This is a genomic window from Polaromonas sp. YR568, from assembly GCF_943371715.1.
In the GTDB taxonomy this organism is placed as follows: domain Bacteria; phylum Pseudomonadota; class Gammaproteobacteria; order Burkholderiales; family Burkholderiaceae_C; genus Polaromonas.
On the sequence record NZ_CALRVW010000014.1, the window covers coordinates 35,716 to 49,038 of the forward strand.

The window sequence follows — 13,323 nt, forward strand, 5'->3', positions numbered from 1 at the left end:
CTTGTCTCCAGTGTTCAGTGCGGCTTCCCACTCAGGAGAAGCCGCTTGGCGTGGAATGAATAGTAGGACTGGCTTTGACGTTACGGTGTCATTGCGACGACAATTTCCGGGTAAGTCCTAGTGGGGTGTGCCCGGGGTGCAGCCCTGCTATCGGATAAAGCGCCCATCGCGCGCAACCATGGTGAGTTCAACGAAGCGCGACGCGTTCGTCGCCGAGTCGCTGAAGCTCACTTCGAAACCGCCCAGGTCGTAACGCTTGAGGTTCCAGGTGCTGTCGATGAAGCCGCTGCGAGTCGGGTTGCGTCCCGCAAGCCGGAGCGCCTCGGCGAAGACCCGGGCGTTGATGTAACCCTCCAGCGCCAGATGTGACGGCGCCAGTGTCACGCCGGCCGCCTTCCAGGCCTGCTGGAATTCGCGGACGATGGGCACCACGGTGGCGTTCGGCAGAGGCACGACCTGGGAAATCGCGATGCCGGTCGCATCGTCGCCCATGGCCTTGATGGTGGCGGCCGCTCCCATGATGGAGAGGGCATACAGCGGCAGCCCTTTGCGGTGCGTGCGCATCGCCTTGACAAAGTCGATGGTGGGTTTGCCCGCCAGGCCGACCAGCACCGCCTCCGGGTTCGAGGTCGCGACCTTGGCCGCGGCTGCGCCGGCGTCCGAGGAATTGTTCTCCACGGTCACGATGGCCGTGGCATCGAGCTTGTGCCGGGTCATGGAGCGCTGGGTGGCGTCGAACACTTCCTTGCCGAAGGAGTTGTTCTGATAGACGATCGCGATGCGCTTGACGCCGATGGTCGCGAGGTGCTGCACCAGCTGCTCTGCCTCGTCCGCATAACTGGCGCGGATGTTGAACACGTTGCGGGCATTTTTGGGCCGCGCGGACAGGGCGCCGGAAAAGGGTGCAAAAAACGGGATGCCCGATTCCATCACCTGCGGCAGCATGGCCTCGATCATGGGGGTGCCCATGCAATTGAAGAGCGCGAAGTTGCTGCGGTCTTCAATGAAGCCCTTTACATTGGCGAGCGCACGCTTGACGTCGTAACCGTCATCAACCGCGGCGAGTTCGATGGGGCGGCCATTCACCCCGCCTTTGGCATTGATGGCCGCAAAACACGCCTTGGCGCCCTGGTGCATGGCCTGTCCCAGTTCGCCCAGCGGGCCGCTGAGTGCTGTGGACTGCGCAATTTTCAGGGGGGAGGTGTTGTCGGCGCGCAGGGGTGCATGAAAGGCCGCGGGCAGCGCCGCGAGCGCGCCCAGCACGCTGCGGCGCGTCAGCTGGCCGGCCTGTGGGGCGCATGTTGCCGCATGCCCGCGATGGGGAGTGAAGGGGTGAGTGGTGGTCATGGGGTCCTGGCTGGAGGTTGAAATCGAAGTGGCCAGATGCTAGGGGGCGGATTGACAATGAAATGTCTATCCAGCGACAATTCAAGGGTGTGCCCTCCCCGGAGTTTCCCGAGGAGGCTCCTTCACCCGATCCTTGTGACCCGTGTCCACTGACCTGACCCTCCACCAGCGCCGCAGGACGCCTACTCCTGAAGAGCAGCAAGGCATTCCCTGGCTGTGGCAGTTGCTGCCGGAGGAACGCGCCCGCGCGGTGGCGCAGCTGCAGGTGGGCGACGCCGCAGCCGGCGACTATGTCTGCCGTGTCGGCCGGCCGGTGACTTACTGGTTCGGTGTGGTCGAAGGCCTGCTCAAGATGAGCAGTGACAACGCGCAAGGCGCGACCATGACCTTCACCGGCGTGCCGCCGGGCGGATGGTTCGGCGAGGGCACGGCGCTCAAGCGTGAGCCTTACCGCTACAACATCCAGGCGCTGCGCAAAAGCGTGGTGGCGGGCCTGCCGGTCGATACCTTCCACTGGCTGCTGGACCACTCGATCGGTTTCAACCGCTTCGTGATGAACCAGCTCAACGAACGCCTGGGGCAGTTCATTGCCGCGCGCGAGATCGACCGCATGGCCAACCCCGATCTGCGTGTGGCCCGCAGCCTGGCGGCGCTGTTCAACCCGGTGCTGTACCCGGGTGTCGGCGAAATCCTGCGCATCACCCAGCAGGAAATGGCCTACCTCGTGGGCCTGTCGCGCCAGCGTGTGAACGAGGCGCTGTCCAACCTGCAGGCGCAGGGCACGATCCGCATTGAATACGGCGGTTTGCGTGTGCTGGATCTGGAAGCGCTGCGCAACAGCATTGGCCAGTAAATACGGCTCTGGCCCTTGTACTGCTTGCGCAATTGGCTATCAAATACATAGCAAAAAAGTGCCTCGCTGCAAGTCGTGCTGACTGGCCGGCGGCGCCGGCCCGGGCGATACCGCCCTAAAATGGGTGCTTCATGGCTGAACCCACTTCCCCCAAACCCCCTGTCCCCGGCGCGGCGGTGCGCATTCCCAAGGCGGTGGTCGCCCCGGGCGCGCCGGCGCCGACGGTCCGTCTGAACAAACGCATGGCCGAGCTCGGCATGTGTTCGCGCCGCGAGGCCGACGACTGGATTGCGCGCGGCTGGGTCCGCGTGGACGGCCAGCCGGCGGTCATGGGCCAGCCGGTGGCGGCCAATGCGCGCATCGAGGTGGCGCGCGAGGCCGAGCAGTACCAGCGCCAGCAGGTCACCATCCTGATCAACAAGCCGGTCGGTTACGTCAGCGGCCAGGCCGAAGACGGGCACGAACCGGCGGTGGTGCTGGTGCAGCCGCAAAACCGCTGGCGCGAGTGCAACAGCCGCATGCGCTGGGGCCACGAGCAGCTGCGCGGCCTGGCGCCGGCGGGTCGGCTCGACATCGACTCGATCGGCCTGCTGGTGCTCACGCAGGACGGCCGCGTCGCGCGGCAGCTGATCGGCGAGGACTCGGAGATCGAAAAAGAGTACCTGGTGCGCGTCAGCTACGGCGCCGAAGCCGTCAATGTGCAGGCCGTGTTCCCACCGGAAAAACTCGCCTTGTTGTGCCATGGCCTGAGCCTGGACGGCGAGCCCCTGAAGCCGGCACGCGTCGAATGGCAGAACCCGGAGCAGCTGCGTTTCGTGCTGAAAGAAGGCAAGAAGCGCCAGATCCGCCGCATGTGCGAGCAGGTTGGCCTGTTTGTCACCGGCCTCAAGCGTGTGCGCATCGGCATGGTCAACCTCGGCCACCTGCCGGTCGGCCAGTGGCGCTACCTGGCGCCCCACGAACGGTTTTAATTCTGGATTGCTCCTGTTTCAGGAGCTGCTTGTGACCGTCCCTCTTGGGCTAAAGCCCGTTTTCATTCAGTAAATCACCCGAAAACGATGCGGGTGGACGCCGCCACCGGCGACCGCGACAATGGCCGCATGACCACCCCATCGTCGCGCCGCCCCGCGCGGGCCCCCCTGGCGGACTGGCGCCGCCACCTGCACCTGTCTGACATTCGGGGCCTTGCCCAACTCGCCACCCAGGGCACGCTGGGCATCACCGAGCTGGTCGAGAGGGTACAGGGCAATGTCTACAAGGCGGTTGCCGCACCGTTTGGCGCGGCCGGGCAGAAGTTTGTGGATCGCACGGCGGGCGCCTCCGGTGTGCGCCAGAGAGGCATCACCGGCCTGGTTTACGGCAGCGTCAAGGGCGTGACCCGCCTGGCCGGCGGCGGCGTCGATGCCCTGTTGTCGCGCGTGGCGCCCCGGGCGGGGCCGCAAGCCTCGTCACCGCAGCGCGAAGCCCTGCTGGCGGCGCTCAATGGCGTGCTCGGCGACCAGCTGCTGGACACCGCCAACCCGCTGGCCATCCGCATGAGCCTGCGCCATGACGGCCAGTCCCTGCCCATGGAACAAGCCGCCCTGGCGCAGCGACTGCCGCACGCGACAGGCAAGATCCTGCTGCTGGTGCACGGGCTGTGCATGAACGACCTGCAATGGCGCGCTGACAGCCCGGCCGATGCGCTGCCGGGCCACGCCCGGGACTACGGGGAGGCGCTCGCGCACGAGCTCGGCTACACCCCGGTGTACCTGCACTACAACACCGGCCTGCACACCTCGGTCAATGGCGGGCAGTTCGCCGCCTTGCTCGAGCAGCTGTTGCAGGCCTGGCCGCAGGAGGTCGAAACCTTGAGTCTGCTGACCCACAGCATGGGCGGCCTGGTGGCGCGCAGTGCCTGCCACAGCGCGGCGGCCCAGGGCATGCACTGGCCAGGGCGGCTGCGGCACCTGGTGTTTCTGGGCACCCCGCACCATGGCGCGCCGCTGGAAAAAGTCGGGAGCTGGGTGGACACTGTGCTTGGCAGCAACCCGCTGACCCGGCCGTTTGCCAAAATCGGCCAGATCCGCAGTGCGGGCATCACCGACCTGCGCCACGGCAACGTGCTGCCGGCCGACTGGCAGGGCGCCGACCGTTTTGCCGGTGGGTCGGACACGCGGCAGCCTTTGCCGCTGCCGGCCGGTGTGGCCTGTTTTGCGGTGGCCGCCACGCTGGGCGGTGCCCCGGCGGCGGCAACGGCCGGACGCAAGTTCGATGATGCCCTCGGCGACGGCCTGGTGCCCCTGGCCAGCGCGCTGGGCCAACATGCCGAAGTCGCGCGCTGCCTGGCTTTCCCGGTGGACCGGCAGTGGGTGGCGACCGGGACCGGCCACATCGCCCTGATACACAGCCCGCCGGTCTACCAGCAGCTCAGGCGCTGGCTGGAGTGAGCATGCAACTCGCCATTCGACTTGGCATCGGCACCCGCCGCTAATTCAAGGCTAATTCAGTCCGGCGAAGATACAGTTTGTTTCCACCACACCCTGCCCGCCATGGACACCTTCGCCGAACGTGCTGCCCGCGTCATCCTGCTCGCCGCCGGTGTGAGCGCCGTGTGTGTGTTGCTGGCCCTGCCGCCAGCGGACGGCGCTGCGCTGCCGTTGCTGCTGCACCACCAGTTCCTGATCGGCTTGCTGGCCGCTGCGCTGCTGGGCGCCGTGCTGGTGCGGGCCCTCCGGCCGGCCGTCGTGGCGGCGGGCCTGCTCAGCCAGGCCGGTTTTGTCGGCATTGCGCTGGCCGCACCCGGCTTCAGCGCGACCACGGCTTTCTATTTGAACCTGGCAGGCATGGCCGCCTTGCTGTGCGCCGGTGTCCTGTTGCTACAGGCTGCCAGGCAGCAGGCACGCTGGGAAGGCCTGTCGCCGCGGCACGGGGAGGCATGATGCGTGTCCTGTTGGTGGAAGACGACGACATGATTGGCCGCAGCCTGCAACAGGCGCTGGAGAGCAACGGCTGGTCGGTGGACTGGGTGCGCGACGGCCTGCTGGCGCAAAGCGCGCTGGCCGATGGTGCTTACGCCTGCATGCTGCTGGACCTGGGCCTGCCCAAGCGCGACGGTGTCGAGGTGTTGCGCCAGGCCCGTGTGCGCGGGGATGCCACGCCGGTGCTGGTGCTCACGGCCCGCGACGGCCTGGACGACCGCATCGCCGGTCTGGACCTGGGGGCTGACGACTACCTCGTCAAGCCCTATGAATTTCGCGAGCTGCTGGCGCGCATGCGTGCGGTCATCCGGCGCCGTGACGGCAGCGCGCATTCGATCATCGGCAACGCCGTGGTGCAGCTGGACCTGACCACGCGCGAGGTGCTGGTCAACGGCGAAGCCTCGGCGCTGTCCGCGCGCGAATACGCGCTGCTGCATGCGCTGCTGGAAAGGCCGGGCGCCATCCTCTCGCGCGAGCAGCTCGAAAACCGCATCTACGGCTGGGGCGAGGAAGTCATGAGCAATGCGGTGGACGTGCTGATCCACGGCATGCGCAAGAAGCTCGGTGCGGAGGTGATCCGCAATGTGCGCGGCCTCGGCTGGCGCATCACCGCCACCGCCCCGGCCGCCCTGCCCAACGGCGCTTCCGCACCCGCACCCGCCGCAGGAGACAGTGCATGATGTTCCACGTGTTTCCGTCAGGCCGCCTGTGTTCACTGCGCCGCGCGCTGCTGGTGTGGCTGCTGCCGGTTTTTCTGCTGGTGGGCGCGGCCTCGGCGGGTTTCGCCTACTGGAGCTACCAGCGCATGGCCAGCGCCTTCATGGACAACCAGATGGAGTTGCTGGCCGAGTCCATGGGGGCGCAGGAGCAGGTTGTTGCGCTGCCTGCGCTCACGCGCGAGCGTGTGCACAAGCTCGGCAGTTACGTGGTCCAGGCGTTTGATGCCCAGGGCCACCAGCGCTTCAGTTCCTGGCCCGACCTTCGCCTGGCGCTGCGCGAGACACCGGGCTTCCAGGACGTGCGGGAAGGCGGGGAGCGCTGGCGTGTCTACACCAAGCGCCTGGGTCCGGCCCAGGGTTCGCGCAGTGTGCAGGTGCTGCAAAGCGGCGAGTTTCGCCGGCACCTGGCCGTCAGCCAGGCTGGCACCGCCATCGCGCCGGTGATCATCCTGCTGCCGCTGTCCTTCCTCATCCTCTGGGGCGTGGTGGCCATGGTGTCGCGGGCCGTTGGCGACATTGCGCGCCAGGCCGCGGCGCAGGACGAGCACAACATCGCCGAGCTGCCGCTCGACCGCGTGCCGCGTGAAATTGCGCCGCTGGTGGTGTCCTTCAACAGCCTGTTGACGCGTCTGCGCAGCGCCTTTGCCACGCAGCGGCGTTTTGTGCAGGACGCCGCGCACGAGCTGCGCACGCCGCTGGCGGCGATCGGCCTGCAACTCGAAAACCTGCGCGGTGACCTGTGCACCGGCGCACCGGCGCAGCGTTTTGCGCAACTCGAGGCGGGCGTGCAGCGGGCTCAGCGTCTGGTGGACCAGTTGCTCAAGCTGTCCCGGCAGGAATGCACGGTCGCTGAAGCCGCGCCCCTGCCGGTCAACGTGCGGGAGGTGCTGCACGAGAGCATCAACCAGCTCATCACGCTGGCCGACCAGCGCAACATCGATCTGGGCCTGGACGCCTCGCGCCTGGAGGATGCCATGCTGCCTTGCCCCATGAGCGACCTGCGCAGCGTGGTGGACAACCTGATCGAGAACGCCTTGCGTTACGCCCCGCAGGGCAGCGTGGTGGATGTGCGCGCCGAAAGCGCGCAGGGCCGCCTGGTGATTGAGGTGGAAGACAGCGGGCCGGGCATTGCGCCCGATCTGCTGGGCCGCGTGTTTGACCGCTTCTACCGCGTGCCGGGCAGCGAGGTGCAGGGCAACGGGCTGGGGCTGTCCATCGCGCAGGCGGCGGCGCAGCGTTGCGGTCTGCGCATCAGCCTGCGCAACCGCGAGGGCGGCAGCGGGCTGGTGGCGCGTGTCGAAACCGCCTGAGGTGCGGGCTCATTGTCAGCTAAGACTTCGCTCATGACCGCCTAATTGGCGCGACCTACAGTGAAACCACGGTTGCAGCAGGCCCCTGAAAAGGCCGACACAACCGATAACCCGGTTCTCAACCCTTCACTGAAAGATACGCATCATGAACAAGTCTTACGCCTTTGTTGCCCTTGCCACTTTTGCCGCCATCGCTTCCACCGGTGTGCGCGCGGAAACGCCGGACCTGAGCTCGCAGTTCGCGCTGCACAGCGACAGCAGCCGCAGCCGGGCCGAAGTTTTGGCCGAAGCTGTCACCAAGGTCAAAACCCACAGCCAGGAACCTGCCGGCTCGCGGGTGGCGGCCACCGTGCAATCGGCCGTCCCCAGCGCCATCGTGCGCGGTGAAGCCGCCCAGGCCCTGCGTCTGGGCAAGATCCGCAGCGGCGAGCTGACCGGCCTGGAAGGCTGAGCCGGCTTCCGGTCGCGGGCCTCGGGGCGCATCCCGGACCCGCGATAATCAGGTCTTGAAATTATGCGACGACGCCCCTAACTCCAGGGGCGTTTGTTTTATCCCCCCTGATTTTCAAGAACCCATCCATGAGCAAGCAAACCCTTTCCTTCCAGGCCGAAGTCGCGCAGCTGCTGAAGCTGGTCACGCATTCGCTGTATTCCAACCCCGACATTTTCCTTCGTGAGCTGGTTTCCAACGCCTCGGATGCCTGCGACAAGCTGCGTTTTGAAGGCCTGAACCATCCGGAACTCTACGAAGACGCCCCCGACCTCGATGTGCGCGTGAGCTTCGACAAGGCGGCCAAAACCATCACCATCACCGACAACGGTATCGGCCTGTCGCAGATCGAAGCGGTTGAGCACCTGGGCACGATTGCCAAGAGCGGCACACGCGACTTCATGGCCAAACTCTCGGGCGACCAGAAAAACGACGCGCAGCTGATCGGCCAGTTCGGCGTGGGTTTCTACTCGGGCTTCATCGTTGCCGACAAGATCACCGTCGAGAGCCGTCGCGCCGGCCTGCCGACCGCAGAAGGCGTGCGCTGGAGCAGCGCCGGCACCGGTGACTTCGAGGTCGAGACGATTGAGCGCAAGGAACGCGGCACCAGCGTGATCCTGCATCTGAAGGACGATGCCAGCGAGTACCTCAACACCTGGAAACTCAAAAGCATCATCAGCAAGTACTCCGACCACATCTCCCTGCCCATCCTGATGAAGAAAGAGGCGTGGAAAGAGGGCGAGAACGGCCAGCCCGGCGAAATGGTGACCAGCGACGAGTGGGAAACCGTGAACCAGGCCGCGGCCCTGTGGACGCGCGCCAAGAAGGACATCACGCAAGAGCAGTACGACGAGTTCTACAAACAGATCAGCTACGACAGCCAGGCGCCGCTGGCGACCACCCACAACCGCGTCGAAGGCGCGACCGAATACACGCAGCTGCTCTACATCCCGGCCAAGGCGCCGATGGACCTGTTCAACCGCGACAAGGCCGCCGGCGTCAAGCTCTACGTCAAGCGCGTCTTCATCATGGACGACGCCCAGGCGCTGCTGCCGGTCTACCTGCGTTTCGTCAAGGGTGTGGTCGATTCGGCTGACCTGCCGCTCAACGTCTCGCGCGAGCTGCTGCAGGAAAGCCGCGCCGTCAAGGCCATTCGTGAGGGCTGCACCAAACGCGTGTTGTCCATGATCGAGGACCTGGCCGCCAACGAGCCGGAAAAGTTCGCCACTTTTTACGCCGAGTTCGGTGCGGTGCTCAAGGAAGGCTTGGGCGAAGACTTTGCCAACCGCGAGCGCCTGGCCAAGCTGCTGCGTTTTGCGAGTTCGACCACCGACACCGTCACCGTCGGGTTTGCCGACTACAAGGCGCGCATGAAGGAAGGCCAGGACGCGATTTACTACATCACGGCCGACACCCAGGCCGCCGGCAAGAACAGCCCGCAGCTCGAGATCTTCCGCAAGAAGGGCATCGAGGTGCTGCTCATGACCGACCGTGTCGACGAGTGGGCTCTGAACTACCTGCACGAGTTCGACGGCACACCCCTGCAGTCGGTCGCCAAGGGCGCGGTGGATCTCGGCAAACTGCAGGACGAGGACGAGAAAAAAGCCGCCGAGGAAGCGCAGGCCCAGTTCAAGCCCATGCTCGACAAACTCAAGGAAACCTTGAAGGACAAGGCCTCCGACGTGCGCGCCACCACGCGCCTGGTTGACTCTCCGGCCTGCCTGGTGGTGCAGGAGGGCGACATGTCGACGCAGCTGGCGCGCATGCTCAAGCAGGCCGGCCAGGCCGCGCCCGAGGTCAAGCCGATTCTGGAAATCAATGCCCAGCACCCGCTGGTCAAAAAACTCGAGGGCAGCGAGCACTTCGACGACCTGGCCCACATCCTGTTCGACCAGGCCTTGCTGGCCGAAGGCGGCATGCCGGATGATCCTTCCGCCTACGTCAAACGGGTGAACGCCTTGCTGGTGTGAGTGTCATCGGTCCCGGCGACAGGAATAAAAATGGCCCCTCGGGGCCATTTTTATTGGAGTGTCTCCACAAGGTGTCTGAACCTCGCCGATGCGCTGAAGGCGCCTGAAGACCTCAGGGCGGTTTTCCACCCAGGGCGGCGAACGGATTGAGGGGGGTGCCCTTCCACCACTGTTTTTCCGGACCCAGCTGGAAGATGGCGAAGTGCAGGTGGGGCGCATCGGGATTGGCATTGCCGCTGGAGCCGACATAACCGATCACGCTGCCGCGGCGGATGGCCTGGCCTTCCTTCAAACCTACCGCGTAGGCGTCCAGGTGCGCATAGTAGTAGGCCAGCTGCCCGGTGGCATCGAACTGGTAAATCGTGATCCCGCCGGGCTTGCTCACAAACAGCTTGGCAATCGGCCCGTCGTCCACCGCCAACACGGGCGTGCCGCGCGGCGCGTGGATGTCGATGGCTTCATGGCCGCGCTGGTTGTTGTCCCGGCCGTCGGCAAAGGTATCGCGCAGGTCCTGCGCCAGCACGCCCTGCACCGGCAACTGCAACGCAGCCAGCTTTGACGCAGGCGCAGGCGCCTGTGCCTGTGCCTGTAACGTTGGCGCTGCTGGCGTGGGTGCCGGCGTTGCCCTTGGCAGAGTTGAGGAGGGTGGTGCCGGTACCGCCACCGGTGGCGTGGTTGCCGCCGGTTCCGGCGTCGGTGTGCTCAACACCCAGAGCACACCCGCAGCAAAGGCTGCCGCGCCTGCCCAGACGCCCCAGCGCCTGGCGGGCCGATCAGGCATGGACGTCCACCGCAAAACCGGTCTTCACCACCTGGGCGAGGCGCAACACGTCCCAGTTGGTCAGGTGGATGCAGCCATTGGTTTCTGCCGTGCCGACGCGTGAAGGGTCGGGCGTGCCGTGGATGCCCCAGTGAGGCTTGCTGAGCCCCAGCCAGTACACGCCCACCGGGTTGTTCGGGCCGGCGGCAATGTCTGTTTTGGCATTGGTTTTCTTCGCGTTCTTGAGCAGCGCGGGATCGTAGGTGAACACCGGGTCCTTGGCGGCATTCTTGACTTCCATGCGGCCAAGGGGCAGTGGGTCCGACGTGCCGCCTATGCTGACCGGGAAGGCCGCCACCGGCAAATCCGCCTTGTCGAGCAGGTAGAGCACGCGCTCCGACTTGTCGATGCGTATGGAGGCCGCCTTGCTCGTCGGACTGTCGTTGCCGGAAGCCGGTGCAACAATCTTGTCGCCGGCCTCAAAGCGGCTGCCGCGGTTGACGTCACGCAGCCACTTCGCGCTGCAATGGAATTTTTCGCCCAGCGCCTCCTGCACGGTTTCATAGTCCAGCGACTTGAGCAGGGCGCGCTCCATCATGTCTGCAGGTGTTTTGGTGAAGGGGCCTGCCGCGTCTTCCTTGCTGATGGTGTATTCGGCCAGCAGCGGTGCCGGTGACGGACCCGCCAGGGTTTTCCAGGTTTCGCCATCGATGCGGCCGGTGGATTTGAGCCCGTTGGCCGTCTGAAACGCGGCCACCATGCGGCGCATGTTGGTGCCGAAGGCGCCGTCGATCTCGCCGGGAGAAAACCAGGCACGATCAAGCAGGATCTGCGCACGCAACACGGCTTCGCCGCGGGCGCCCGAGCCCAGGACGGGCATATCTGTGGCGGCGTTCACGCGCGCCATCATGGCCGTGCCGGTCTGGCTGACTGCAGCGGCGGCGGCCTTTTTGCGTTGGGACTGGGGGACGGCGGCCGCGGGAAACGCGGCGCCAGCGGCCAGCCAGCAAAGCAGATGGCGGCGGGCAAGAAGGGAGCTTGTTTGCATGGTGAAAATTCCGTAGGCCCGGTATGGGGCCAGTCCATGGTAGGACCGGCGGCAGCCGGATCTTGTCAGCCAACAGCGTGTTGTCAGGTCATGGAAGGCGCTGCGACTGCACCCGCCTAGATCCAGACGGCGCCGGATCAGCGCGCTGCGGGTTCGAAGCCACCGGCGCTGCGAAGCCCGGCAACTTCTTCACTGGTAAGCAGGGCGATCAGTGTGGCGGCCGCTTGCGGCTGCGTGGCCTGGCTGCAGACCGCGGCGGTGTAGACCGTCGCCAGTTCGAACGCTTTCGGCAGGGGGGCCACCAGTTGCACGCCCGGGGCGAAGATGATTTCAGTCACCTGGGTGCAGCCGATGGCGCCGGGCTCGCCAGCCTGCGACAGGGCCTGCATGGCCGCTGCGCCATTGGGATAGGGGCGCAGGCGAGCGCCCAGTTCGACGTCAATGCCCAGCTGTTTGAGCACGTTCATGAAGTGGATGCCGGCTGTGGCCTTGACCGGGTCAGGAAAATAAACAGCGCTTGCCGACAGCAGGGCCTGCCTGAGCTGGGCCTCGTTTTCCAGCAGGGGTGGGACGGCGCCGTCCTTCATCGCGATGCCGGTTTTCACGACGCCCAGCGGCCGGGCACTGCCGGGCACCACATGGCCGCTGTCGGTCAGCTGCGTGATCAGTGCGTCGGTCAGGATGACGACATCGCAAGGTGCCCCGGCGAGCAGCTGATCCCGCATCATGCCCACGGCATTGAATCTGCCTTCGATGGCCAGGCCGGTTTGTGCGAGAAAGCGGGCCTGCAACGCGGAGACCAGGCCTTTGGCGGCGCCGCCGCTGAGCAGATGAAGTGGGGTCATGGATGTTCCGGTCTGTCTGTCTCAGTCGACCTTGATGCCGGCGGTCTTGATCACGCGCGACCATTTGGTGATGTCGTCGCGTATGTAGTTGTCGAACACTTCCGGCGTCATCACCAGCGGAACGGCCCCCTGCTTGACCCAGAGCTGTCTGACTTCCGGCTGGCTGGCGATCTTCGAGACGGCCTCATTGAGCCGGTCGACAACGGCTTTGGGCGTGCCGCGCGGCGCCATCAGGCCCAGCCAGATCGTGGCTTCATATCCGGGCACACCGGCCTCGTTCATGGTCGGCACATCCGGCAGCACGTCGGAACGGGTTCGGCCGGTGGTGGCGATGGCCTTGACCTTGCCGGCCTTGATCTGCTCGGCCATGGTGGTGACGGCATCAAACATCACATCGACCTGGCCACCGATCACGTCGGTGCGCGCGCCGGAACTGCCGCGGTAGGGAATATGGACGAGGTAGACGCCGGCCATGCTCTTGAACAGTTCGCCGGCCATGTGATAAGGCGTGCCGGGACCGGAGGACGCGTAATTGAACTTGCCGGGCCTGGCCTTGGCCTGCTGGACCAGGTCCTTCAGGGACGAGGCCGGCAGCGCCGGGTTGGCGACCAGCACCAGGTCCGAATAGTTGACCGGCGCCACCGCCACAAAGTCGCGCATGAGCTGGAAGGGCTTGGCCGGAATCAGCGTTTCGTTGACCGTGTGGGTGTTGGACATCATCAGCAACGTGTAGCCATCGGGCGCCGCCTTGGCCACGATGTCGGTGCCAATGATGGAGCCGGCGCCGGGCCGGTTGTCGACCACAAAGGACTGGCCCAGCGAATCCTGCAGGCGCTGCGCGATGAAGCGGGCGTAGTTGTCGGCCGGGCCGCCCGCGGCGAAGGGCACGATGATTTTCACCGGCTTGCCGGGGTAAGCCTGAGCGGCAGCGCTGGTGGTCAGGGCTGTCGCGACGAGGCCCAGCGCAAGAAGAAGTGTTTTTCTGAAGCCCATGAGGTTCTCCGGTGAAGACCTGACGTTG

Annotated in this window: 13 protein-coding genes; 8 read left to right on the plus strand and 5 right to left on the minus strand. The window is 65.7% G+C overall.

The features are described from left to right. Positions 1-147 precede the first annotated feature (147 nt). On the minus strand, positions 148-1,347 hold the full coding sequence (locus AAG813_RS11755) for an ABC transporter substrate-binding protein (RefSeq protein ID WP_341915140.1): 1,200 nt from the start codon (positions 1,345-1,347) through the stop codon (positions 148-150). Between the two features lie 142 nt (positions 1,348-1,489). On the opposite strand from AAG813_RS11755, the gene AAG813_RS11760 reads away from it, so the two are divergent. The 8 genes from AAG813_RS11760 (at position 1,490) to htpG (ending at position 9,649) form a co-directional block, all read left to right on the plus strand. Further along, positions 1,490-2,200 carry a Crp/Fnr family transcriptional regulator gene (locus tag AAG813_RS11760; protein WP_341915143.1) on the plus strand — a complete coding sequence of 237 codons (711 nt, stop codon included), beginning with the start codon at positions 1,490-1,492 and terminating at the stop codon, positions 2,198-2,200. Between the two features lie 131 nt (positions 2,201-2,331). Continuing rightward, positions 2,332-3,171 carry a pseudouridine synthase gene (locus AAG813_RS11765; protein WP_341915144.1) on the plus strand — a complete coding sequence of 280 codons (840 nt, stop codon included), beginning with the start codon at positions 2,332-2,334 and terminating at the stop codon, positions 3,169-3,171. A 129-nt stretch (positions 3,172-3,300) separates the two neighbouring features. Beyond that, on the plus strand, positions 3,301-4,629 hold the full coding sequence (locus tag AAG813_RS11770) for an alpha/beta hydrolase (protein WP_341915146.1): 1,329 nt from the start codon (positions 3,301-3,303) through the stop codon (positions 4,627-4,629). 102 nt (positions 4,630-4,731) lie between these two features. Continuing rightward, complete coding sequence (locus tag AAG813_RS11775; protein WP_341915148.1) at positions 4,732-5,121, plus strand: hypothetical protein; 390 nt, start codon at positions 4,732-4,734, stop codon at positions 5,119-5,121. Further along, positions 5,121-5,840, plus strand: coding sequence for a response regulator transcription factor (locus AAG813_RS11780; RefSeq protein ID WP_341915151.1), 720 nt, complete (start codon positions 5,121-5,123; stop codon positions 5,838-5,840). The genes AAG813_RS11775 and AAG813_RS11780 overlap by 1 nt, the downstream gene beginning before the upstream one ends. Then, positions 5,837-7,189, plus strand: a complete 1,353-nt coding sequence (locus AAG813_RS11785; protein ID WP_341915155.1) for an ATP-binding protein — start codon at positions 5,837-5,839, stop codon at positions 7,187-7,189. Before AAG813_RS11780 ends, AAG813_RS11785 begins: the two co-directional genes overlap by 4 nt. Before the next feature lie 145 nt (positions 7,190-7,334). Further along, a complete protein-coding gene (locus AAG813_RS11790; protein WP_341915158.1) occupies positions 7,335-7,640 on the plus strand; it encodes a DUF4148 domain-containing protein in 306 nt (101 codons plus the stop codon). A 128-nt stretch (positions 7,641-7,768) separates the two neighbouring features. Further along, positions 7,769-9,649, plus strand: coding sequence for a molecular chaperone HtpG (htpG, locus tag AAG813_RS11795; RefSeq protein ID WP_341915161.1), 1,881 nt, complete (start codon positions 7,769-7,771; stop codon positions 9,647-9,649). A 112-nt stretch (positions 9,650-9,761) separates the two neighbouring features. Here the strand turns inward: htpG and AAG813_RS11800 are convergent, their stop codons facing one another. The 4 genes from AAG813_RS11800 to AAG813_RS11815 form a co-directional block, all read right to left on the minus strand. After that, complete coding sequence (locus tag AAG813_RS11800; protein ID WP_341915165.1) at positions 9,762-10,430, minus strand: M23 family metallopeptidase; 669 nt, start codon at positions 10,428-10,430, stop codon at positions 9,762-9,764. Then, a complete protein-coding gene (locus tag AAG813_RS11805; RefSeq protein WP_341915168.1) occupies positions 10,423-11,457 on the minus strand; it encodes a L,D-transpeptidase family protein in 1,035 nt (344 codons plus the stop codon). Before AAG813_RS11805 ends, AAG813_RS11800 begins: the two co-directional genes overlap by 8 nt. Before the next feature lie 137 nt (positions 11,458-11,594). Next, positions 11,595-12,302, minus strand: coding sequence for a substrate-binding domain-containing protein (locus AAG813_RS11810; RefSeq protein ID WP_341915171.1), 708 nt, complete (start codon positions 12,300-12,302; stop codon positions 11,595-11,597). 21 nt (positions 12,303-12,323) lie between these two features. Beyond that, a complete protein-coding gene (locus AAG813_RS11815; RefSeq protein ID WP_341915175.1) occupies positions 12,324-13,295 on the minus strand; it encodes a tripartite tricarboxylate transporter substrate binding protein in 972 nt (323 codons plus the stop codon). Positions 13,296-13,323 lie beyond the last annotated feature (28 nt).